Annotated in this window: 21 protein-coding genes, 1 tRNA gene and 1 riboswitch; of the genes, 9 read left to right on the top strand and 13 right to left on the bottom strand. The window is 41.6% G+C overall.

From position 1 onward, the window contains the following. Positions 1 to 344: 344 nt before the first annotated feature. Positions 345 to 1,784, bottom strand: a complete 1,440-nt coding sequence (locus HY064_06400) for a PQQ-binding-like beta-propeller repeat protein (GenBank protein MBI3510275.1) — start codon at positions 1,782 to 1,784, stop codon at positions 345 to 347. Positions 1,785 to 2,001: 217 nt separating this feature from the next. On the opposite strand from HY064_06400, the gene HY064_06395 reads away from it, so the two are divergent. After that, positions 2,002 to 3,498 (top strand): hypothetical protein, encoded by a 1,497-nt coding sequence (locus tag HY064_06395; protein MBI3510274.1) that lies wholly within the window; start codon positions 2,002 to 2,004, stop codon positions 3,496 to 3,498. Positions 3,499 to 3,521: 23 nt separating this feature from the next. On the opposite strand, the gene HY064_06390 is transcribed toward HY064_06395, so the two are convergent. From HY064_06390 to HY064_06350, 9 genes are all read right to left on the bottom strand, one after another. After that, a complete protein-coding gene (locus HY064_06390) occupies positions 3,522 to 5,402 on the bottom strand; it encodes a gliding motility-associated C-terminal domain-containing protein (protein ID MBI3510273.1) in 1,881 nt (626 codons plus the stop codon). 273 nt (positions 5,403 to 5,675) lie between these two features. Further along, the gene (locus HY064_06385; protein ID MBI3510272.1) at positions 5,676 to 5,969 is read right to left on the bottom strand and encodes a helix-turn-helix transcriptional regulator; all 294 of its coding nucleotides are present in this window, start codon (positions 5,967 to 5,969) and stop codon (positions 5,676 to 5,678) included. Between the two features lie 17 nt (positions 5,970 to 5,986). Next, positions 5,987 to 6,622: a hypothetical protein gene (locus HY064_06380; GenBank protein MBI3510271.1), complete on the bottom strand. Its 636-nt coding sequence runs from the start codon at positions 6,620 to 6,622 to the stop codon at positions 5,987 to 5,989. Between the two features lie 18 nt (positions 6,623 to 6,640). Continuing rightward, on the bottom strand, positions 6,641 to 7,300 hold the full coding sequence (locus HY064_06375; protein ID MBI3510270.1) for an NAD(P)-binding domain-containing protein: 660 nt from the start codon (positions 7,298 to 7,300) through the stop codon (positions 6,641 to 6,643). Positions 7,301 to 7,335: 35 nt separating this feature from the next. Beyond that, positions 7,336 to 7,890, bottom strand: coding sequence for a polyisoprenoid-binding protein (locus HY064_06370; GenBank protein ID MBI3510269.1), 555 nt, complete (start codon positions 7,888 to 7,890; stop codon positions 7,336 to 7,338). Positions 7,891 to 7,932: 42 nt separating this feature from the next. After that, positions 7,933 to 8,310 carry a DoxX family protein gene (locus tag HY064_06365; GenBank protein MBI3510268.1) on the bottom strand — a complete coding sequence of 126 codons (378 nt, stop codon included), beginning with the start codon at positions 8,308 to 8,310 and terminating at the stop codon, positions 7,933 to 7,935. A 44-nt stretch (positions 8,311 to 8,354) separates the two neighbouring features. Continuing rightward, on the bottom strand, positions 8,355 to 9,245 hold the full coding sequence (locus HY064_06360; protein MBI3510267.1) for a pirin family protein: 891 nt from the start codon (positions 9,243 to 9,245) through the stop codon (positions 8,355 to 8,357). Between the two features lie 152 nt (positions 9,246 to 9,397). Beyond that, the gene (locus tag HY064_06355; protein MBI3510266.1) at positions 9,398 to 9,979 is read right to left on the bottom strand and encodes a Crp/Fnr family transcriptional regulator; all 582 of its coding nucleotides are present in this window, start codon (positions 9,977 to 9,979) and stop codon (positions 9,398 to 9,400) included. Positions 9,980 to 10,241: 262 nt separating this feature from the next. After that, positions 10,242 to 10,325, bottom strand: a tRNA-Leu gene (locus tag HY064_06350). Between the two features lie 451 nt (positions 10,326 to 10,776). Between HY064_06350 and HY064_06345 the strand changes: the two genes are divergently transcribed. The 8 genes from HY064_06345 (at position 10,777) to HY064_06310 (ending at position 19,673) form a co-directional block, all read left to right on the top strand. Further along, positions 10,777 to 11,520, top strand: a complete 744-nt coding sequence (locus tag HY064_06345; GenBank protein MBI3510265.1) for a T9SS type A sorting domain-containing protein — start codon at positions 10,777 to 10,779, stop codon at positions 11,518 to 11,520. A gap of 142 nt (positions 11,521 to 11,662) precedes the next feature. Beyond that, positions 11,663 to 12,241 carry a YdeI/OmpD-associated family protein gene (locus HY064_06340; protein ID MBI3510264.1) on the top strand — a complete coding sequence of 193 codons (579 nt, stop codon included), beginning with the start codon at positions 11,663 to 11,665 and terminating at the stop codon, positions 12,239 to 12,241. A gap of 155 nt (positions 12,242 to 12,396) precedes the next feature. Then, a riboswitch (cobalamin riboswitch) is annotated at positions 12,397 to 12,618 on the top strand. Between the two features lie 152 nt (positions 12,619 to 12,770). Continuing rightward, positions 12,771 to 14,933, top strand: coding sequence for a TonB-dependent receptor (locus HY064_06335; GenBank protein ID MBI3510263.1), 2,163 nt, complete (start codon positions 12,771 to 12,773; stop codon positions 14,931 to 14,933). Positions 14,934 to 14,963: 30 nt separating this feature from the next. Continuing rightward, positions 14,964 to 15,551: a hypothetical protein gene (locus HY064_06330; GenBank protein ID MBI3510262.1), complete on the top strand. Its 588-nt coding sequence runs from the start codon at positions 14,964 to 14,966 to the stop codon at positions 15,549 to 15,551. Positions 15,552 to 15,646: 95 nt separating this feature from the next. Continuing rightward, complete coding sequence (locus HY064_06325; GenBank protein MBI3510261.1) at positions 15,647 to 16,573, top strand: ABC transporter substrate-binding protein; 927 nt, start codon at positions 15,647 to 15,649, stop codon at positions 16,571 to 16,573. Between the two features lie 101 nt (positions 16,574 to 16,674). Further along, positions 16,675 to 17,406 carry a diphthine--ammonia ligase gene (locus HY064_06320; protein MBI3510260.1) on the top strand — a complete coding sequence of 244 codons (732 nt, stop codon included), beginning with the start codon at positions 16,675 to 16,677 and terminating at the stop codon, positions 17,404 to 17,406. Between the two features lie 209 nt (positions 17,407 to 17,615). Beyond that, positions 17,616 to 18,086, top strand: coding sequence for a dCMP deaminase family protein (locus HY064_06315; GenBank protein MBI3510259.1), 471 nt, complete (start codon positions 17,616 to 17,618; stop codon positions 18,084 to 18,086). 3 nt (positions 18,087 to 18,089) lie between these two features. Further along, positions 18,090 to 19,673, top strand: coding sequence for a S41 family peptidase (locus HY064_06310; protein ID MBI3510258.1), 1,584 nt, complete (start codon positions 18,090 to 18,092; stop codon positions 19,671 to 19,673). A gap of 28 nt (positions 19,674 to 19,701) precedes the next feature. On the opposite strand, the gene HY064_06305 is transcribed toward HY064_06310, so the two are convergent. From HY064_06305 to HY064_06295, 3 genes are read right to left on the bottom strand one after another with little or no spacing between them, the layout of a single operon-like run. Next, positions 19,702 to 21,225: a T9SS type A sorting domain-containing protein gene (locus HY064_06305; GenBank protein ID MBI3510257.1), complete on the bottom strand. Its 1,524-nt coding sequence runs from the start codon at positions 21,223 to 21,225 to the stop codon at positions 19,702 to 19,704. Between the two features lie 45 nt (positions 21,226 to 21,270). Then, positions 21,271 to 22,302 (bottom strand): hypothetical protein, encoded by a 1,032-nt coding sequence (locus HY064_06300; GenBank protein ID MBI3510256.1) that lies wholly within the window; start codon positions 22,300 to 22,302, stop codon positions 21,271 to 21,273. Then, positions 22,292 to 24,052, bottom strand: a complete 1,761-nt coding sequence (locus HY064_06295; GenBank protein MBI3510255.1) for a hypothetical protein — start codon at positions 24,050 to 24,052, stop codon at positions 22,292 to 22,294. Before HY064_06295 ends, HY064_06300 begins: the two co-directional genes overlap by 11 nt. Positions 24,053 to 24,223: the final 171 nt, after the last annotated feature.

Genomic DNA, 24,223 nt, shown 5'->3' with positions numbered 1-24,223 from the left:
CTGTCTGATCTTCCTGCTCTTTCTGCAGAACATTCAAAATTAACTATAGTTTGCTTCCGTTGGAAAAAAGGCAGTGGGTCAGTTTGAAATTTTTGATATTTCTTTGTGACTTTGTGGCCTCGTAAGTATTTTCCAGATAAAAATTGTTTTGTGACTTTGTGGCCTCGTAAGTATTTTCCAGATAAAAATTGTTTTGTTATCAATGAAATTTCGCGATGCCACAAAGACACAATGGCACTAAGTTTCAAACTGAAAATATTGTCAAAATCCAAACTGATACACTACCGGAAAAAACAAAAGCCCCCGGAAATTTCCGGAAGCTTTCATTTGCATACTATTAGTTTCTACTCTGTAATAAGTTTTCCTGTTGCGATCATCACCCCGTTGGAAATAACGCGGTAAAAATAAATTCCGGCCGCCTCGCCGCTTATATCGATGGAAGTATTTTCCAAAGTAATATTTTCCGACTGAATGATTTCTCCGAGCGAATTATAGATCTCGATCTTTTCATTCGAAGAAATTTTCGTTGCGCTCACCGTGAAGACTCCATTATTCGGATTCGGAAATACGGTGATGGAATTTTCAATTTGCTCCGGTGAATTTATTCCGAGTGTAAGCGTATCGAAAAATGCGTAGAGATAACCATCCGCAGAAGTGATGTACAATGTACCATCACTGTCGAACGCAGGCGATGCTTCCGAAATTCTTCCGCCTGTAGTGTACGACCATTTCAGATTCCCATTCTTGTCGAGCGCATAAATTTTATGATCGACCGCACCCACGTAAACAGTTCCCCACCGATCCACAACAGGAAACGAGATCACACCATAAAAATTTGTCTGCATGGGATCGGGTCCGGTTTGATACGTCCACTTTGTCGCATGTGTAGTTCCGTTGATTGCAAAAACTTTTCCCTGGTTCGACCCGATGTAAATTGTAGTGTCGGGAGAAATTGCCGGAGAAATAATTCCGGAGATCTCCGAAGCAAAACTTCCGTCTGACCAACTCAATCCTCCGTTATTGTCGAAAACATACAGCGTAGGTTGCGCCGGTTCGTAGATCATTCCATCGGGGCCAATAGCAGGAGAACCACAATGCGCACCGCTTATTGCATTGGTGAAATATCTCCACTTTAAAGTTCCATTCGGATTCAATGCATAAACTGTAGAGTCGCTCGCACGATGCGCATCACCACCGCCTACAACAATACTTCCGTCTGTTGCAATTGTGGGAGGATAAGAAACAGATCCGAAAGTAAGATATCTCCATTTCAGCGTTCCGTTCCAGGTATTGATCGCATAAATATATTTATCCCAGCACCCAACATAGAATACACTGTCATTGGCAGAAAGCGTTCCGCCAAAGATCATCGTGTCGCCCGCCATATAGGACCACACCTGGTTTCCCATTGTATCGAGCGAAACAATATTCCTGTTCGAGACAATATAAATTCTTGTTCCGGAATTTGAAATGCAAGGGCCCTGTGCGTTCTGATAAGGTTTCGACCATTTGAAATTTCCATTGCGGTCAAGCGCAGTGATCTTGTTGGGACCGGCAACATAAATAGTTCCGGTGCGGGAAACAGCAACACTGTTTCCGCCTTCCATTCCTACTGCACCAAGGTTGTATGACCATTTGAGCGTGGCGGTTTGCGGGCCGGTTACATTTGCGTAACCCGCGTGTTGCGCGTCGTGATGAAACATTTGCCAGGGATGCGCGACCTGAGCGAACGTGAGAGAAATAGCCGCGAAGCATGCGACGGTAAAGAGAAATTTGTTTTTCATGTGCATAGGTGGGTTTTAAAAGAATGATGATTACAGGCAGATGACGGCATAAAAGTACTTTTGGTTGCCTGTCGGAGCAAAAAATAAAAATCATTAATTTAGATTTCTGAAAATAGATTTTTTGAGTCCTATTTTCAGAAATTCATATTATTACCAATAAAAATCAATATTCGTTCTGTTAATTTTCGTCAATAATTTATACTTATTTTAGATTTCTATGATCCATTCCGGGCAACTTTTTTCCTTCATTCATTCCCTGAGCAAGAGTGAAAAAAGATATTTCCGCCTTCAGGCCTCCGTTCATTCATCAAAAAAGAATAACAAATTCCTGCTCTTGTTCGATGCGATGGAACAACAACCGTTGCATGATAAAGAAAAGATCAGGTCGGCGCTTCGTCATCACATTCGCCATTTTTCATTCACACAACATCATCTTTTTGAACAGCTCTCGAAGTCGCTGAGTAATTTTTACGCTGCATCGAGTATAGATATTCAACTGAGAAACTCACTCAATTCGGTTGAACCGCTTTTCCGTAAATATCATTATGCACATTGTCATGAAATTCTAAGGAGGACGAAAAAAACTGCGCAGCGCTATGAACGTTTCGGAATTCTCCTCGAGATCATTCAATGGGAATTAAAACTGATGGAGACGGAAGGTTTCCGGGATATTACAGAAGAACGGTTGCAGGAACTATTCCGCGAAGAAAAAAATATTTCGAAAATGTTCCGCCTTGAAATGGATTGCAGGCGCATTGGTGATGAATTCCAGAGAACGTATTTCTCCCAGATGGTTGTGCGAACAAAGAAGCATGAAAAAATATACCGTTCCATGCTCCACACACATTTGCTCCGGAATAAAAATTTATCCGTATCGGCGCGCATTTATCTCGGCCGGTCCGTCGCTTCTATTCATTGCCTGCTCGGAAATATAAAAGAAGCACTGGATCATACTCATCACGTAATTGCACTGCTCGAATCACAACCGCACCGGCTCGCTGAACGTTTCAGCGATTATATTTCTTTTCTCAGCAATGCTGCGGAATTCGCGATCATCGCAAAAAAATTCTCTGCTGCGAAAAAGAGTTTGCAGAAATTAGTGGCCATCCGTCATCGTGATCCCCGCAACCAGGCGCAGGCGCAGATCTACGGATTAGTCATACAGGTGATGTTTGATGTAAACACCGGGAATTTTATAATGGCAGTGCGAAGAGAAAAACAAGCGGAGAAATTACTTGCACAATTCCATTTGCAGCCGATCAAGAAGATGCATTTGCTTTTCATGTTTGCCTATGCGCATTTCAGTTTGCAGAATTACGTGCGCTGTAATTACCGGCTGAATGAAATTCTCTCCAATAAAGATCTGCCCACCGACACAGCGCTTGGCGATTATACGCGCCTTCTGCATCTGGTGATGCGTTACGAGCGCGGTGATGCCGACCTGTTTGAATCGGTCATGCGGTCGACTTATCGTTATCTCGAAAAACGCAGGGCTCTTCATCCTTTCGAAAAATTATTTCTTTCATTCCTGCGCACGCACACGCATGCACCGGCAGGAAAAGCGGCTTTCATTGCCCTGAAAAAAAAGGCTGCTGCATTGGAAAAAGATCCTAAAGAAAGAATGCTGCTTACCTTCTTCGATTTCGTAAGCTGGATCGGGAGTAAAATTGAACAGCGTTCATTCGCAGAAGTGGTAAGTGAAAAAGTAAAGTGAAAAAAAATAACAGAGGCAATAAATTATTTTACAAGAGAAATATTTCCTTGCTTTTCAATTTCTTTTCCATCAATTAATGTAGCGCGAAGTAAATAAGTAAAGACTGCTGTTTCACAAGCTTCACCTCTCCACATACCATCCCACCCTACAGATGGATCACTTGTTTCAAAAACTTTTTCACCCCAGCGATTGTAAATTTCAAATTGCATTTGCCTGATACAATTGCCACGAACATAGAGAACATCATTCTGATTATCGTGATTGGGTGAGAATGCATTTGGAATAAAAACATCACCACAATTGGCATCGACATAAATTGTGACTGAATCAACAGCAATACATCCGTGTGAATCAATAACAGTCAAAGTATAAGTTGTAGTGACTATTGGTGATGCGGTTGGGTTCTGGCAAGTTGAACAATCCAGACTTCCCGAAGGCGACCAGGAATAGGTTCCGCCGCCACTTCCATTTAGAATTATTGTTTGCCCATTCGTAATCGTTACTGAAATTCCCGCGTCCGCAATTGCAGATGCGGCCGTGCCAACCGAGTCAGTTTGTGTTATAATACAACCATTCGCATCCGTTACAGTAACGGTATAAATTCCTGCAGTCAAATTTGAAATTGAAGATGCGGTTGCCGAATTACTCCACAAATAAGTGTATCCCGGTGTTCCGCCGCTCGCAGTTACACTTGCACTTCCGTCTATACTCGCGCAGTACTCCGGAGTTGCTGCAACCGCAACCTGAACAGCAGTTGGGGAAGTAACTGAAACGATTTGTGTTGCAGCACAACCATCAGCTCCGGTAATCAAAACAGTGTAAGTTCCGGCTGCGAGATTTGTTGCAGTTGCAGTTGTTGCACCGCTTGGCGACCATACATAAACATATGGAGATTGTCCTCCGGAGGCATTTACCGTTGCGCTTCCATCGGAAAAACCAAAACAACTTGTCATTTGTGAATTTGCATTGAGTACAATCGGTGGATCGACATTAATTGTAAGTTGTACCGTGTCGGAACAGCCGGATGAATCAGTTCCAATCACGGAATAAGTTGTGGTGACAGAGGGTTGAACTGTTATGGAGTCACTTGTAAAATTTCCCGGCAACCAAACGTATGAACTCGCACCGATTGAACTGAGTATGGTTGAAGATCCAAAACAGATACTTGTATCACTGGCATAAATTTGCAACAACCCAACCGGAGGATTTATTCCATCAAGTATAGAAGCAATACCTCCGATCGATCCCGTGAGTGGAGTGATGTTCGGACACATCAATGTGCACGATCCTGTCAGCGGATCAACAGAGTAAAGATTATTTCCCGAAGTGCCAACCATATAATTTGTTCCCGGTGAACATAAAGTTGTAGTCGTACTTATTCCAAGTCCGAAAATATCGACGGCGCTCATTGGAACAACTGAAGAGACGCTAAACGGACTTATTATAATGCTGATAATTTCATTGGTGTAGGTCGACATATATAACGTTCCATTATAAAAAACCAAATCGCCTGCAGACGTGTAACCGTTTGGTGAGCCGATAAAATTCCACGCGCTGGTTGAAAGGTTAAAGGAGTACAGACTGGAAGAAAACCCATCCGCAGCGTAAAGAATTCCATTGCCGTCACAAACCAATGCGTTCAGTTGGTGATTTCCGGGATAGATAATAGAAAATTGATTGCTGAGTAATGTTAATTGCGAAGTACTCAAATCGATCTGATACAAAGTGTTGCCTTGTCCCAATGCATAAATTACATTCGGGTTTCCCTGGCAAAGTGCAATGTCGAGCCAGGAAGCATTCGAAGAACTGAAAACCAGTGAAGATGAACAATTATTCGGATTGACAAGATAAATATCCGCAGATCCCATTGACACGTACATCGATTGTGCAGATAATTCTGACACTCCCATGAATGTCAATAAATGGAAGAATAATAAACCGAAAACTATATTTATTTTTTTTGTAATCATTTACCAATTAGCAGCTAAACATTTATTCAAACTCCAGTAACAATTTACGAAATAAAAAGGAGAAGTCATTCTTAAATTATTGCGAAAAAATCCCCAGATTTCTCAGAAGGATTTGGAGTACAATAGGTCGGGGGGAGTCGAACAAATTTGCGGCCTCGCTCAGAAAATTTGACACGAACGCACAATTCCGGTCGCAAACGCGGGCACTCAGCCGATCAGAAGATTCACTCTTCTGCCAAGTCCGAATTCAAATATCCGGTAGAGTGTTGAGATCTGTATGTCGCACTTTCCATTCTCGATCCGGGAGATGTAACTTTTTTTTGTCCCCAGTTTTTCTGCGAGTTCATCCTGCGTCATGTGTGCCTCTTTGCGCGCCTCCCTGAGCATTGTGCTGATCACGAAGTATTGCGCCTTTTCTTCGAACCGATCACGTTTGGTGGTGCCGATCTTTCCGTATTTGATGTCGAGCAGTTCATCAAATGTTTTCGCGTCTTTAATCATCAGAAGCTTAGCATTTATTATATCACTTTACGAACAAAGAATAAAGCGTTGAATTTAGGGTCAGCAAAAGTTCCGTATTGGTCGGTATTTGTGCCTATTCCAAACTGAAAACTTTTATATGAAGGTCCGATTCTAAATTGTTGAAAGCTCCTGGCGATTTGTGAAAATGCCCGCCAATTGGTTACCGCTTGCAGTTGTACAAATATGCCCCAATCTTTTTTTATAGATCTATTGTATTGTAGCTGCACAAAAACTTCTCCATCAATCCGGTCTTTGAAAAAGACCGCTGATGGAAATGCTGCAAAAGTAAATCGCTTGCCTGCCTTGATATACAGAAAAGATAATTTTTTTTGAAACCCGCCGAGATTATTTGCAGCAAAAGCTGGCCCTACACTAAACCCTTTTCCAATATTGTAGAAGACGGCACCGAAAACTGCATTTTCATCAAGTTTAGAATCTTCTTGGCTATAATATTTCTCGAAGAATGCTAATGATACAAAAGAAAAATTTTTCTTTCCATCTATTGGTTGATTCATTAAAAGAATTAACCCGCTTCCACGCAATCCGCCCGATACTTCTACTTGTATAATCTGACTATTTGCCCGCGTGCCTAATAAGAAAGCAGCAATTACAATAATGTTTTTAATTCTCATTAATGAAGTATGGCTAATTTAATTTTTAATAACTTTTATATTAAATATGGACGCACCAAATAACATCTTCATCCTTACCGCAAGAATCAGGTACATTTCCATTGCTCTTGCTCCTGTAATGTCGCCAAGATCAATAATGTTTTCAATTTTCCAGCCAAACTCTGTCAAAAGTGCTTTTGTTTTAGTCTTTGAATTTTCATCATTGCCGGAAACAAATATCGTGTGGTCGCCATTATTCAGTTGTTTCGGATTTACACCGAGAACCATTCCGAATGTATTGAGTGTCTTTACGACTTTTGTTTTGGGAAATTGTTTTTGAATACTCTCACCGATAGAATTTGTATTTGCAAATTCTGAAATCAATGTTGGCGGTGTTGTTGTAAAATCCAAAGGATTCGCAACATCAATAATAATTTTTCCTGCAAAATCCGTATTAGCAAGTTTTAATGCCGCTAATGAAAATCTGCCATTGGCGGCATTAAAAATAATTTCACCAAACTTTGATGCGTCTGCGAATGTTCCGAAAGAAGCACTTGCAGAAGAATGTTTTTTAACAAAGTCCAATCCTTTTGGGTTGGTAGCATTTCTTCCGCCCATCATTACCTGATGTCCGTTTTCAATTAATCTTGAACCTATAAGGTTTCCTACTTCTCCGGTTCCTAATATTCCTATTTTCATTGTTATTATTTTAAGGTTTTTATTTATCAATCAGGTTACACTTGCTTTGTTAATTGCACTTCACAATTAATCCAAACATCTTCACTAACCAAAACTCCACCTGTTTCCAAAGCTGCGTTCCAGTTTAAGCCCCAATCTTTACGGTTTATTTTTCCGTTGATGTTGAATACGGCTTTTTGATTTCCCCAGGGGTCTTTCACAATGCCACCAAATTCCACCTGTAATTTGACCTGCTTTTTAATTCCCTTCATAGTGAGATCGCCATACAATGTATAACTGCCATTGTTATCCGATTTCTCATAAGTGTTGCCAGTGAAATTTATTTCTTTGAAATTTTCTACATCAAAAAAGTCTGCACTTTTTAAATGAGCGTCTCTCTTTTCATCACCCGTATTAATAGATGCGGGATTTAAGGAGAAGTCAATTTCTGCACTCATGAAATCATCTCCTGTCGTTAAAATACTTGCTTGATACTCCTTGAATGTACCCCTTACATTCGTAAACATGAGGTGTTTTACTTTGAATCCAATTTCACTGTGCATGGAGTCGATGCCCCATTTTGTTTTGGTTGTTGTTGCTGTAGTTTCCATTGCTTAGTTTTTAAGTTTATTTTTAATTGATTGAAAAATATTTCATTTTATCATCGGCAGATACTTTTCGCGATTCTCAATAATTACCCAAATTTCTATCGCGAATAACACAAGTGCAATGGGCAATCCCGAGGGAGCATACATTATATGAGTTAAAAGTATTCCGATCAACACAGGAAATATTATTATTGCGCCAAGCGCCCTGTACTTGTTGGTGATGAAAAGTATTCCGCCTGCAATTTCGGCAACTGCAATAAGAGGCATTAGCCATCCGATTGTCATAAAGGCTCCAAATAATTTCATCATGTTTTCAGGCATGTCTTTGGGCATGGGCATGTAGTTAAAAAATTTATTCAGTCCTGAGTTAATGAACATCAGTCCAAAAAGAAGACTTACAACAAATAGAATTTTCTTTTTCATAGGTTTTGTTTTTTAGTGGTTAGTATTTCGTTCTTTAAAAAAATTTATGACTGCTTTGCTAATTCATATTTTATCTCGCCATACTTGCCTGCATAAAAGTCATTGTATGCCTGAGAAATTTCATGTTCGGTATTCATCACAAATGGGCCTTGCGCTACAATCGGCTCCGTATAGGCTTCTCCTCCGAACAGAATAATATCTATGGGCTCACCATAGGCGTTATTGATCTCAATTACTCCATCATCTTTATCAAACAAAATAAATTCACCCTGCTTGTATTCGGCATTATTAATTACAGCATTATGCAAGGGAAGAAAGGCGGCATATTCAAGGCCATTCTCTCCTGTAAGAGAAAATTGTTTTCCGCTTTCTAAATGAACGTGGTAAATGAATTGCTTTGAATAATTTGGAACTTTAGAAGCGAGGTTTTTAAACTCACCCACAATTATCTTAAGCCATCCGCTTTTATCACTCAATATTTTCTTGGGAATGTCGCTTGCCTGTAAAGGAAGATAATCAGCCTGCTCGGCTTTATTCTTTGCAGGGAGATTAATCCAAAACTGCAAAGCGTGCGTAAGCAGATTGTTTGTATTCGAATCAACATTTACAACTTCATCGTGAATGATTCCGTTACCTGCCTTCATCCACTGCGCCCCACCGGATTGCACCTTTGCATAATGACCTTTGCTGTCAAGATGGACGGCTTCGCCATTAAACATATAAGTTAAAGTTGCAATTCCCCTGTGCGGGTGTGCGCCTTCGCCATTTGCTTTTCTGGGCAGCTCGTTCGGTGAATGCTTCATAGGCATTGCATGGTCAAGAAATACAAACGGACCAACTGCATCAACATACCTGTTAGGCAGGATGCGGTTAATTTTGTAGGGACCAATGTCCGCTCTGTGCCCCTGCGATATGAAACTGATTTTCTTTTTCATTTTATTATTTTTAAAGGACTCATCACAATGTTTAGTTCTACAATACAAAGGTGTATCAGGGATAAACTATTGGACGATGATAAAGGATAGGAAAAAACGTTGACAAATGTCAACGGATCAGTAGAGGAGAAAGTAAATGAAAAAGCAGTGATCTATTTTTTCACTGCATTATGCCGGACGCGGCTAAGGGTTTCCTTTGTAATGCCGAGATAGGAAGCGATAATATGTTGCGGAAAACGTTGCAAAAATTCCGGATAGGTATTTTCTAAATCAGAGTAGCGCTTTTCAGCAGGTAAACTAATGGAAGCGTTTACTCTTTTTTGAAGAGCAAAAGCGTGATTGTTGTCTAACTTCCTTGCCATTTCATTCATCGCAGGAATGGAGTTTAGCTGATTCATGTCGGCTTTTGTAATGATCAGCACATCAGATTCCTCCCAGGCATCAATATTATATATCGAAGGAGTAAGCATGGTAAAACTTTCGCGGTCACCTACCCACCAGTTTTCAATTGACAAACGGGCAATATGTTCTGCGCCCTTATCATCAACGATGTATTGGCGCATAGCTCCTTTCACAACAAATGCCATGTATTTGCATACTTCACCTGCCTGTAAAAAGTATTGTCTCTTTCTTATTTTCTTCGGAACAAAAGCGTCTTTAATGACCTGCTCTTCACTTTGGGTCAGCGGTGTTGTAGAATGACTTTTAATATATGCAATAAGGGATTCGTACATTCTGACGGTTAAATCTGTACCAAATATACGGGTTATTAATATTTCCTTTCTCACACTTTCATTTCGGCAGCAAATGCCGATTGCTGTCAATATATTAGGAGAACAACGATAAACAGGAATGATTTCATTCTAAATTAAAAATACGAAATTCTGAGACAGAATTGGAGTCGCACTTTTGGAGAATAGGATGTAGACTGATGCCATTGTAGATCGTGTTATAAATAAAAAAACTCCTCCGTAATAAGAGAAGCTTTTCATGATGTACCCAGCGCCGGAATCGAACCGGCAAGTCCGTGAAGACATTGGTGTTTGAGACCAACGCGTCTACCAGTTCCGCCAGCTGGGCATTATACTTTGGTAGAAGGAATGCGAAATTACAGATTCTTTATGTTCCATCATCTAAGAAAAATGAAGCGATAAATTCAACAGCAGCTCCATCTTTATAAAGGAAAATCTGCTTAACCAAATCAGTTTAATGCCTGTTAATGAAAACTTTTTCATGCCCCCTGCGTACAAAATAATAACAAGACAACACACGGAAGTTTCACCCTTTAATCTCAAACGTCTTCTGCAACAAAAATATTTACCCGGAAATTACCTGCGCTTCTTTTGATTATTCTCTGACGCGTGAAAAGAATTTCTTCTTTCTTTTTCTTATTACAGGCATCTGTATTTTTTTTGCTTCTTCTTCGCACGCTAACGGGTTTTCCTCAGAGAAAAATTCATCTCTCCTGTCGTCAACAATCAGGATAGATTCCGACACCGGCAGCCCGCTTTCATCTTACGCAGGAAACTGTGTGATTACTTACTACGGTTACGGCTCAACTTGTGTAACATTGAACGGTTCTTTTTCAGGTGGAACTCCTCCGTTTTATTATTCCTGGAATACAAACTCGTCTTCTGTTTCGTCATTCCAGCAATCATCCAGCGGAACTTCGGATCCAAACAGCGCTTATTACCCGGGCAGCACAACTACTGTTTCAGTAACAGTATGCCCGACAGTTACCACAACTTATACACTTACTGTTACCGACGCAAACAATCAATCTTCAACTTCTGCTGTTACGGTTTATGTTGAAGATGTACGTTGCGGAAACAACAACAGCAAAGTGCTGGTCTGCCATTATCCACCCGGTAATCCTTCGAACATGCAGACGATCTGCGTTTCACCGTCGGCTGTTCCCGCTCATCTTGCGCACGGTGATGCGCTCGGCAACTGCGCGTGGCAATCGCCCTGCACAGGTGCAAGAATTTCTTCCAACAGTTCGGTCGTGGATGAGGTTCCGCTTGTAGTCGCACTTTCTCCGAACCCTGCAAATGACGAAGCGAATATCATTTTCACCTCGGACGTTGCAGAAGATGTGAATATTTCCATCACAACCATTGACGGGCGCGAGATCAGCAATTTTAATTATGGCAATGTTTCTGCCGATGAGGAATACTCCATTCCGGTTTCGCTTGAAAATTTTGACGCCGGAATTTATCTCTTGCGGATCAGTAATAAAGATGCGGTTGTTGTACAGAAACTCGTGAAAAACTAAGCTGCAATATTGTGCTGTAGTTTTCCGGCTCCAATGAAAAGCTTCTCCATTATGGGAAGCTCTTTTTTATTGTCCTAAAATGGAAATAGAAGATCAGAGTTAGTAATTTTGATTTAGCAAAATAATTACAATGACAAACAACATGAATCCGAAAGTCGATTGGTATTTTATCAAAGCCAAAAAGTGGCAGCAGGAAATTGAACAATTGAGAATGATCATTCTTGATTGCGGACTAAATGAAGAATTGAAGTGGGGCTGTCCCTGTTATACATTCGCGAAAAAAAATATTATTCTCATCCACGCCTTCAGGGAATACTGCGCCGTCCTTTTTTTCAAAGGAGCTCTTTTGAAAGATACTAATGGAATCCTGGTGCAGCAAACCGAAAATGTGCAGGCAGCGCGGCAGATCCGTTTTACCAATGTGCGCGAGATCGTGAAAATGAAAAGTGTACTGAAAACTTATATCGAAGAAGCTATTGATGTGGAGAGATCCGGCTTGAAAGTGGTTTTGAAAAAAACTTCGGCATTCTCCATGCCCGGAGAATTCAAAAAGAAATTAGCTAAAAGTTCTGCCCTGAAAAAATCTTTTGCCGCATTGACTCCCGGCCGGCAAAGAGCTTACCTTCTTTATTTTTCATCAGCCAAACAATCCAAAACGCGTGAGTCGAGAATTGAAAAATATATTCGGCAAATTCTTGATGGAAAAGGATTGGATGATTAGAGATTTTATGCACAAAATAAAATTTCAGCTTTTTTCATTTCATGATCCAATGAAAAAACATGAGGAAGAACAGTTTCACAAAAATAATTTGAACCGAATAATAAGAATCATCGTTCACTAATTCCTGTATCTTCGCCTCATCGTTCTTTACGTTGTTCAATCATCATAATTCAGGTGCTCCGATTTTATTCTGCAATTCACTTGCAGATCGGAGAGAATAGGGAACCGTGTGAAATTCACGGACTGTCGCGCAACTGTGATTCCGCCCGAAATTTTTTTCGGGAAAAACTTCTGACCAATAAAAACCACTGCAGAAATGCGGGAAGGTGATCAGAAACGGAAAAGCCAGGAGACCTGCCCGATTTTTTTGATGACTTTATTGCTTCCGCGAATGGAGCTTAAGTCAGGCCAGATGGAATTTTTCCTGCGGGAATTTCTCTTCCATTCATTTCCTTTCTTATCCTGTTTTGCCGGTTTGCAATAACGAGCAACTGTTATTGTATTATTAACCATTTTAAAAACAAAAAAAATGAAATCGAAATTAATCCTGGTGGCAACACTGTTGATGGCTTCGCGAATAAGCCATGCACAACAGGCCGACACCACAAGATCAACCGAACGCGACACCGTAACCATTACGGCAACACGCAGTGAAAAAGATCCGACCGATGTTGGAAAAAGTATCACCATAATTTCCAATGAGCAGATAAAAAATTCGGGGGCGAATAATCTTGCTGAATTACTTTCACAGCAGGAAGGAATTTACGTAGTAGGCGCCGGACAGAATCCGGGACAACAGCAGAGTATTTTTACAAGAGGCGCAAACAGCAATCAAACGAATGTCATGATCGATGGAATGAAAATTTCCGATCCATCGGGGACTGAGAATGCCATTGATCTTTCAGAAATTTCTCTTGACAATATTGACCGGATTGAAATTGTGCGTGGCTCGAATTGCGCACTTTACGGTTCTTCGGCAATTGGCGGCGTGATCAATATCATCACGAAAAAAAATCAGGCGCCCGGTTTTCATACTGATGCAGAATTAAAATCAGGAACTTTTGGCCCGCATACTTCATTGTTCACTGAAAATGTGGGAATGAATTATACACTCAAAAACGGGTTGTATGTGAATGCCGGAATTTATAATGGAAATATAAATGGAATGAATGCAACGGTCGACACAGTTACAGATCCGAACAACTACAAGCACAACCATCTCGACCGCGATAATTTCAGAAGCACCGATCTATTGGGAAAACTCGGTTACAGGAATGAGAAGTACGATATTTTTGTTTCCTATAAAAATATTAGTCAGCATGCCGATATCGACAAAGGCGCATTCGATGATGATGATAATTACACTTCTCAATTTCACAGGAACCTCACCACTTACGGAGCATCGTACAAACTGAATGAGAAGTTCAGTATTTCTTATGCCGGTGGATTGACCGATCTGAATCATCTTTTCACTGACGATTCTTCCAGGATAAATACTGCCGGAAATTATGACGGTACTTTTTATACTGCAACCTACAAAGCGAATGTGTTCAACGATGAGTTGCAGGCGAATTTCAAACTGAAAGGCATCAGCGGCGTTTTCGGTGGCGGATTATTCGATGAAAAAATGACTTTCGATTCTTATTATTATTCCAACACGTTCGGAGTTTATGAATCAAGATCAAATCTCGATTCATTGAAAATAAATGTGAAGACCATCAGTGAATTTGCACATGTGGACATTGACGGAAGCATCATCAACGACAACTACAAAGCATTCTCGATCGGGCTGGGCGTGCGCAACTCAAAACACGATCTGTTCGGAAATAATTTTACGTATGAAATAAATCCATCGCTGAAAGTTTCTGAAGGCGGTTTGCTTTTTGCTTCGTATGCAACCGGATTCAACGCTCCTTCGCTCTATGAACTTTATTCGCCCGATAAAGATTTCACTTCCGGAATTACACGCGGAAATAAAACGTTGAAACCGGAAACATCTTCTTCCTGGGAATTCGGATTCAAACAAAAAGTGAATGACAAGATCACTTATACCATTACCTGTTTCAGAACGGTTGTGCAAAACAGCATCGACTATGTTTATCTCTGGGATAAAAACCGCCCGGTTGATTCGCTTGGTTTTGGAGATTATCGCGGCGACACTTATATCAACATTGGAAAACAAACGAACCAGGGTGTTGAAATTGCGATCAGTTCTAAGATCTCGGAAAAATTCTGGATCAATGGAAATCTCAGCCTCATCAGCGGAAAACTCGATTACAGCCCGGCGAGCATCGACACATCGCACACGCACGGGAATCATGTGCAGCTTTTTACCAATGGCGCATTCATCAACCAGGATGTAGAAACAATTGGTTTGGTGAGAAGGCCCGGCACTGCTAATTTGGGATTTACCTATATGCCCTGCAAAAAACTTTCGATCGCCGTGAATGCAAGATATGCCGGCCCGCGGAGTGATATTTATTACAGCGCATCATCGGGCCCGTTCGGTTCATTGGCAACAAAAGGCGTTGGAGATTATACTTTGGTGGATGGCATTGCAAAATATTCTGCCACACAAAATTTTTCCATTACCCTTCGTGCAGAAAATATTTTTGATGTGAAGTATTCCGAGATCTACGGCTATACCACCCGGGGAAGAGGATTTTACCTGACTTTGAGATATAAAATGTAAATTCAATAAATAATTCAAACCAACAAAAAAATGAAAACGCTGATCCATCCACGAACAGGTGTCCTCGCTGCAATGATCCTCACAGCCGGCCTCTGGCGACTCTTTATTTCAAGCGGAAATTCTCCCTTAACTAATTTCACTCCCATTGGGGCAATGGCTCTTTTCGGCGGATGTTATTTTTCTGATAAGTGGAAAGCATTCCTCGTGCCTATACTCACGCTCTGGCTGAGTGATCTGTTCCTGAATTATTTTGTTTATTACCACGAGTGGAGATTTTTTTCCGAAGGATTCATTTTCAATTACGGAAGTTTCGCGCTCATCGTACTCATGGGAAGATTCATGAAAAAAGCAACAGTGAAAAATGTTCTGATCACAACAGTTTCTGCTGCAATGCTGCATTGGATCATCACTGATCTCGGTTTGTGGCTCGATGGAACAATGTACCCGATGAATTCCACAGGATTTGTCGCGTGTTATGTTGCCGCACTTCCATTCCTGCTGAACATGCTTATCGGAAATTTAATTTTTGGCGCCATCCTATTCGGCTCTTTCGAATTGGCACAACGGAGATTTCCTGTTTTGTCTTTAAAGGGCATCTCTAAAAACACAGAAATGTAAGGCGGGATTTACTATTCGTAAATGAGGATTTTTGAGGACGTAGCACAACGCAGCAGTTCGAAGTTATTAGAGATGCCCTAAAATAATTTCTGCAAATGAAAATATGCTCCTTTCTTCCGGCTGCAACTTCCATGATCTATCACATGGGGCTGGAAGAATTTCTGTGCGGAGTTACTTTCGAATGTCCTTCTGATAAACCGAAAATTGTCCGTTCTCACCTGGAAGGACAGAGTTATTCGAGCGAAGAGATCGACCGGATCGTTTCCGAATCAAATCAGCTTGGAAAAAGTCTTTATTATATTGATGAAGATCTTTTGCAGCAGGTTGCGCCTGATATTATTTTCACGCAGGATGTGTGCGACGTTTGTCAGATAGGAACGAGTTATGCCGAACGTGCAATTCATAAACTGAAAAAGCAGCCGTTGGTTATTCCGCTTACTCCGAGAAATCTGAGCGATGTTTATTTTAATGCAATTACTATTGCCACTGCAATGGGGCGCGAAGAAGCTGCGTACAATTTGCTTGCTTCATTGCAGAAACGCACGGATAAAATAATTGACACGCTTCGCGAAAATAATTCGCCGCTGAAAAGAGTGATGGTGATGGAATGGCTCAGTCCTATTTACAATTGCGGACACTGGATCCCGTACCAGGTTGCACAGGCAGGTGGAGTGGATATGCTTTCGAATCCGGCAGGTTATTCCATCGTTACTCCGTGGGAAAAAATCCGGAAATACAACCCCGAAGTTTTAGTTGTAGCTCCGTGCGGATTCAATATTGAAAGAACGTCGAAAGAAATTCATAAACTTTCTTCGCTTGAAGGATGGAATGATCTAAATGCGGTAAAAAATAATGCGGTGTACATGGCGGATGCGAATTTATTCACGTGTCCAAGCACTCATCTCGTGGATGGCATTGAATTGCTGGCTTCATTATTTCATCCTGCATTATTTCCATTTGAAAAAAGATTTGCGGATAAATGTGCGCCTCTCGCATTATCCGGAGTGACGCAAGGAAACTGATCTGAAAAAAATTCAACCCATCGCAACGCGACCGATAAAGTGGTCTTAATGGCTTCGGGAATTCCGGTTACAATAAAAGGATGAATAAAATAAAAGCATACATGAACTGGAGCGGGGGAAAAGATTCTTCGCTCTGTCTCCATAAAATATTCACGGAAGGAAAATACGATGTGAATTATCTTCTGACGAGTGTCAACATTGCTCACCAGCGGATTTCCATGCACGGCGTGCGGATAGAATTACTGAAACAACAAGCCGATTCCATTGGCATTCCACTCAAGCTCATCGAACTTCCCGAGCAGCCCGGCATGGCCGAATATGAAATGGAAATGGAGAAAAAGATAAATGAAATTTCAAATGAAGGAATTCACCACTCTATTTTCGGTGATATTTTTCTGGAGGATCTGAAAGTTTACAGGGAAAATAAATTGCGCCCGCTCGGTATCGATTGCGTTTTTCCGCTCTGGAAAATTTCCACAAAAAAACTCATGCAGGAATTTCTTGATCTTGGTTTCAAATCCATCATCGTATGCGTGAATGAAAAATTTCTTGACAGATCTTTTTGCGGAAGAATGATCGATCAGTCGTTTGTGAATGATCTGCCCGAAAGTGTTGATCCTTGTGGTGAGAACGGAGAATATCATTCTTTTGTTTTTGACGGGCCAATCTTCAAAAAGCCAATTCCCTTTTCAAAAGGCGAAATTGTTTATCGCGAATATGCGAAACCGAAGGAGGATAAAAATGATCATTACAAAACGGTTTGCGTGGAAGAAAAAAATTACGGGTTTTACTTTTGCGATCTGATGCCCGTTTCTCCAATAGAAAAAAAATGAAAAAGCTATTCAGCGAATAATTTGAAGGAGTATTTTCATTCGCAGTTTACCCGAATGCCGTCTTCATTTCAAAATATCATCTATTTGTATTTGTCAATTAATAAAACCCCGGAGGGGCTGATTTTAAATTCGAATTACACCACTATGGGATTGAATATTGCGCCGGATTCATTGACATAAATTCCCGACATTTGTTTTCCCCGAATAAAATGACTCTTACTTCTGCACGCCCTTCCTTCGACGAGATCTACATGGATCTCGCAGAAAATCTTGCGCTCCGTTCGCATTGTGTGAAAGCAAAAGTGGGAGCTGTGCTCACGAAAGATACGCGCATCATTTCGCTCGGGTACAATGGCCCGCCCGCAGGCACGCACAACTGCGATCTCGAATGGCCGCAGGTGGGTTGCCCGCGCGACAGCAAAGGTTCCTGCTCGCTTGCGCTGCATGCGGAGATGAATGCGATTCTTTACGCAGCAAAAAATAATGTTCCCATTGAAGGCTGTACTTTGTACATCACACTTTCTCCCTGCATTTCCTGCGCACGCATCATTTATTCCACAGGAATAAAAAAAGTGATCTACAGAAATTCGTACGCGGAGTTCAAGGGAATTGCAAGCGACGAAGGTGTGGACTTCTTAAAAAAATTCGGCGTGGACGTTTCACGCTATCAATCAAAATAAAAAATGCCGAAGGTCATCAGCTGGATACCGCTCATTTGCGGATTAATGCTCGGGGCGGGAATTCTGCTCGGATCGAAATTCAGCAGGGAAAACGCTGAACAGAATGAGATAGATGCGTCGTACGGAAAAATACGCGCAGTGCTCGGTTATGTGAATGCGCATTACGTAGATTCCATCGACAATAAAAAACTCACCGACCAGGCGCTCGTTTCCATTCTGCAAACACTCGATCCGCATTCCGATTATTTTACGGCGGAAGAAGTGAAAGCGATGAATGAACCGATGCAGGGAAATTTCCAGGGCATTGGCATTGAATATAATTTCATCCGCGATACGCTCGTGGTAATGGTTCCTGTGAAAGGCGGCCCGTCGGAAAAAGCCGGATTGCAAACCGGCGATCGCATCATCACTGCGAACGATACTTCTATCACGGGAAAATCGGCGACGGAAGAATTCATCAAGGGAAAATTGCGCGGGCCTGCCAATACGAAAGTGAAATTGAAATACCGCCGCCCTTCCACCGGAAAAATTTCTGAAGTAACTATTGTGCGCGGCACCATTCCTATTTTCAGCATTGATGCCGCTTACATGCTCGACAATGAAACCGGTTACGTTCGTCTCGCGCGTTTTTCTGAAACGAGTTATAAAGAATTCGTCGCCGCGTCCGATTCTCTTCTGGCAATGGGAATGAAAAAAATGATCCTCGATCTGCGCGAGAACGGAGGAGGATTACTCAACGAAGCAACAGATATTGCTGATGAATTTCTTCCGGAAGGAGATCTCATCGTTTACACGAAAGGCCGCGTGGACGGCGAAGAAATAACCAAGGCCACTAAAAAAGGCAAGCTCGAAAAAATGCCGCTGGCTGTTCTGGTGGATGAAAATTCTGCTTCTGCGAGTGAAATTCTTGCCGGCGCCATCCAGGATAATGATCGCGGAATTGTAATCGGGAGAAGAACTTTCGGAAAAGGACTCGTGCAGGAACAGCAGGCGCTCACCGACGGATCTGCATTCCGCCTCACCATTGCGCGCTACTACACGCCTACGGGAAGATGCATTCAGAAACCTTACAACAAAGGACTCGACGCTTACGAAGCCGATGAAGCGAATCGTTACAAGAATGGAGAATTGCTTAACCGCGACAGCATTCATTTTCCCGACTCGCTGAAGTACACGACTAAAAAAGGAAAAGTAGTTTACGGCGGCGGTGGAATTATGCCTGACGATTTTGTTCCGCTCGATACCGCCGGCGGCTCGCATTACCTCGATGCGCTTTTCAAAAAAGATATTTTCGCTATATGGGCGCTGGAATATTCAGATCACAACCGCGACGCGTTGCAGAAAAAAGGATTGAATGATTTCCGGAAAAATTTTGCGGTGAGTGATAATCTCATTGCACAGTTAGTGAAAACTGCAACGCAGAATGGCATTGCAGAAAATGTAGCCGAAGAAAAAAGATCTGCTGATGTTATGCGCCGCTATATGAAAGCCACGCTCGCGCGCCTCACTTGGGGAGATGCCGCTTATTACGTGATGTGGAACGATACGGAACCTGTGGTGACAGAAGCACTGAAGCAGTTGGATTGAACACTGTACGAATTACGAAAATAGAGCACTACTGCAAAACCAGTTTTTTCATTGTGATCTTTGCGCCGTCGTTTATTTCGACAAAATAAATACCGCGGGCGAATTGCGTTGCTGGGATTTCTTCTTTTGAATTTGATAGTTTCTCCTCATAAATTATTTGACCGGATTCATCAATTAAGCGAATGATGGAGCCAGGTAAAATATTCTCCAAATAAAATTTATCATTAGCCGGATTAGGATACAACTGAAGTCCGGTTGCTGAGCCGGAATCAATTACTCCCTCGTTCGTCATCGCAAGTCTGCCGTTCGGATACGAAACCTGTACGAAGAATGAATTTGAGATTGGCAAGCCATCGCATCCGGTGACGGTTATTGTCATTACATAAAAACCGGCCGCAACACCTCCACCATTACACAATGCACCGAAATTGCACGTTCCGTTCCAAACACACATAGGGTCTGAATCGACAGGAGCATTATTCACAACATAAACAACTTCATCTGCCAGGCTTTTAACTTCGACAGTGTAAGTCGGACTACCTGTAATCGAAAAGCAAACTTCATCCGCGTTACCATCACCATCTGGTGTAATTTCAATTGCTGTATTATGCGGAATGTTTAAGGCAGGACTATTCGCGGTTTGAAAATTCCCCGGACACTCTCCAATAAATGCATCTACATCCTGAGAAATATCAGAGCCTGGAAGAAAATCTATTTCTCCATTCGCAACGAGAGTGATATTGGAATTTGGCGCGACAGTTACATTCGGACCAACGGTGATTGTGTTGTTAGCGCCGAAAATTTCCGTTCCGGATAATGTTTGATCGGAGATTGTGAGATTGTCAGGACAACAGCCTGGGTGTTCTTTTATAACTACATCGTCGATGAAGTAATAAGCCTCTCCATTCGTTGAATTATTAATCGTAGGCTGCCGATAATTTTCCCCACTGAAATCACCAATGATCAAATAATAGGTTCCGGTTGTCTGTGGGGTGTATTCAAACGATTGTTGCACCCATAATCCCAATACGTCAAGATAATTATTGTTCTCATAGTCCGGCGTAATAGGTAATGGATTATGAGTGACTCCAATCCCGGAAAACTTTGAAATATGCGTTGGGGACAAATATGCGCCAAGATTTCTTGTGGCCCAACCGGAGTTTGAAGAAAGTGCAGCCCAATATGATATTGTGTATTTAACTCCTTGTTGAAGATTAACGGGCGTTTCAAGATATTCCCGCCAATAATCTGAACTGAACGGAAAATCAACTGTAAAAGTTACTACTCCAGCGTAGCCTGTGCCATTGATATCATGCGCGGTTTGGAAACCTTGAATATTATTAGGCACCCCCACAAAATTAGTTGCATCACATGCATTGAATAAGTCTGGTGATGCGAGCGTCGGATTTTCCCATGATACTGCATTATTAGGATAGGTAGGGGAATCAAACTGATCCCTCGCATTGGGGCAGATTACAAAATTTTCGAATGACGGGTTCTGTACCAGGTTTGGATTAACAGTCTGCTCAAGCGAGTAAGACGCGAGACCCATGAAAAGATAAAATAATACGGTGATTCTGTGACTCATCTTATACTTTTATTGCTTAAACCTTGCCAAACCATTATCAGTAGCAATCCATAAATTGTTGTTAGAATCTACTCGCAAAGAATTTACATTATTTGAGGGTAATCCTGAATTTTTACTATCATACCAGTTCCAGTTAATTCCATCGTAGGAAATAATACCTTTCCCATAAGTAATCAACCATACTTTATGGAAATGATCCGCATAAATAGATTTTACTTGGCTACTTTCTAAGGGCGTTCCATTCAAATTAATTTGACTCCAAACAGAATCGTAAAACGTAAGAAGAAAGCTGGATGTAGCTATCCAGATCTTTCCCGAATCATCTGTTTCTAAGGCATGAATGCTATTTTCAGGCAGCGGAGTATTCAGGGTGTTATAAATACCTAAAGAATCGTTCACAAATAGCCTGCAGAGGTTGGTCTGTCCTGCCGAAGCACCATGTGTACCGAACCAAACTGAATTATCTAGACCAATGGTTAATGTTTGTACATCTCCACCCGGAATTTGCGGATACTCCAAAACGGAACTATTGTGAGTAAAGTAATCATATTGCAATAGGTTTGCATTTGCTGCAATAAACACTTTGTCGTTTTGGTTAAAACGCATGGAGACAGGAATCTGAATCGACGGGAAATTTTCAGATTGTGAATAGCTTTCCCAATTGCCATTGTACAGCAAGAGGGAAGAGCCTTGCGACGAACTATAAGAAAGCAACCCGACTTGATTTTCTGTTCTATTATTGCAAATTGTACCCGGGCATATGGTACTTTCAGAAACATCAGTGTTGGGATTTACTCCTGGAACAAATAAAACGCTTGAACTATTCCCATCGAATATTACTAATTCTTTTGCAGGGTCTGAACAAGCAAAAATCTTATTCTGAATCGAAACTACACTTAGAATATTATTATTTGACAGGGATGAATTCTCCGTAGTATACACCGTCCACCCCGGCCAATCCACATGCACAGGCGGATCTTTTCTGCACTGCGAAAAAAGCAATGCAACAAAAATTCCTATTAGCAGAAATCTACTTCGCATGAGTTTTACGATGTTTCTTGATGTGACTTTGTTTCTGATCTATCTGGGCCTGAAGTGCGTCGTTTTGCTTTTTCATTTCATCAATCTGATCCTGCAAATTGATAATGTAGAGTGTGTTCTCTTCGATCTTCGCCAGCATCGCCGCGTCAATATCCGCAAGATCAATTCCGTTTGCCTGAACATCTGAAGCGCTCGGAATACCTGACAGATGATGGTTTGTTTTAATAAAAGCATTTACGGAATCAAGAGGTGTCAATGCGTAACTTGAATCGAACACATAGTCGGCCCAATTACCGCTATTGTAGCTTGCTACTTTTACATGTTCCGAAAGAATTCCACCCGTTACATAAAGGCGATAATTTCCCGGCGACTCCAATTCATTCGCATGCGGCCCGATCATCACTTTTCCATTGCTGCGAATCTCGAACAAGTCGAAAGGTTCCATAGCAGCATCAGAAAAACTCTGATTCAAAGATCCGGTCGATTTTACTGTCATCACTTCAAGATCTCCATTTGCAGACGTGAGTAAAGCTACGCCACCATTGGCCGCACCGTTATTCTGAAATGTCCAGGATTGTGTAGCGTTATCTCTGGCTGCATTCAATCCAAAGTATGCAAAGCTGAAAGTTGTTCCAACATTAGGGGCGGCACCCATATTGACCGACAATTCATTATCACCAACCTGGAAATCTCCAAAGGGGTTTGAAGTTCCAACGCCAACTTTTCCCACAGTATTCAATCCTGAAGAATTTCCTACATAAAATGTTGGAAGGTTTGAATTAAATCCAACGATAAGCGAATTCGGAATTGTTCCCGTGAACAAAGGAAGTGGTGTGTCATTGTGCCCGATCACAATTGAATTTGTAGCAGTAGATGTTGTTTTCGCTCTGTCTCCTATTACCACAGATTTTGGACCCAAACCAAATGAAATCGCTGAGCCAATAACAATTCCTTTCGTTACGTCTCCGTTAAAAACCTTTGCATTGACATAATTTATAAAAAGGGTACTGTCGCCGAATTTAATTACACTATCGCCGGGAAGTCCGAGAATTCTATCGACGTAAAGTTTTCCACTCACTCTTTCATCTCCATTCAAATCTAATTTGTAAACCGGGTTCACCAAACCTATTCCAACATTTCCTGTTGTAGTTGCATTCATAATGGTATTCCCATTCGCACCCGCGTGACTTTGCAAAAGCAGATCGCCGCTTTTTGTGCACACGCCCGCGAGCGCGCCTCCGTCCATGCACAATTTATTATCCACTTCCATTTCCACATTTCCTCTAATGGTATCGCCACGAAAATTCTGCACGCCGGTAATTCCTGAAACATTTAAAGTTCCGGTGATGATTGCACTCCCATTCACCGAAAGTTTTTCTGAGGGAGAATTCGTTCCTATTCCAACATTACCGGAATTGATGTTGTACAAATTTGTTCCGGTGTAAGAATTTGCAAACGCCCATCCGCTAATGGAAGAAATATTTTTGAAAGTTCCGCCGCCGCTCAGCACTTCATTTGTATCGCCGGAAAAATTTGTACGCGCTAAATTCCCATTCACATCGAGAGAAACAAAACCGTTTCCTGCGCCTGCGAGATTGTTCACGCGTAACGTGCCTGCGCTCGTGAGCGTCATGCGCGCGGTGTTGTTCGTGCGGAAACGAAGATCTGCCGAGTTGGTGGAACCAAAAAAATCTGTAGAGGAAACATTATTTCCGTTGTTGCTCCAGAAAGGAAGATTCTGCGAGAACATGGCTGTGCTGCTAATTGCAAGTGCAATTACCAATGAAATTTTGAGAAATGGGGGGGGTATGCGACATGAGTTGGAGTTTTGTAACTGCAAGTTAATGCGAAATTTTATTAATGTCAATTTTAGGTAGTGGGTCAGTTTGAAAATTCTTAGCGCCTTTGCGTCTTTGCGGTT

This window comes from Bacteroidota bacterium, from assembly GCA_016194975.1.
Lineage (GTDB): Bacteria > Bacteroidota > Bacteroidia > Palsa-965 > Palsa-965.
The sequence above is the reverse complement of the archived record's forward strand: the minus strand, read 5'-3'. Positions and strand labels throughout refer to the sequence as shown.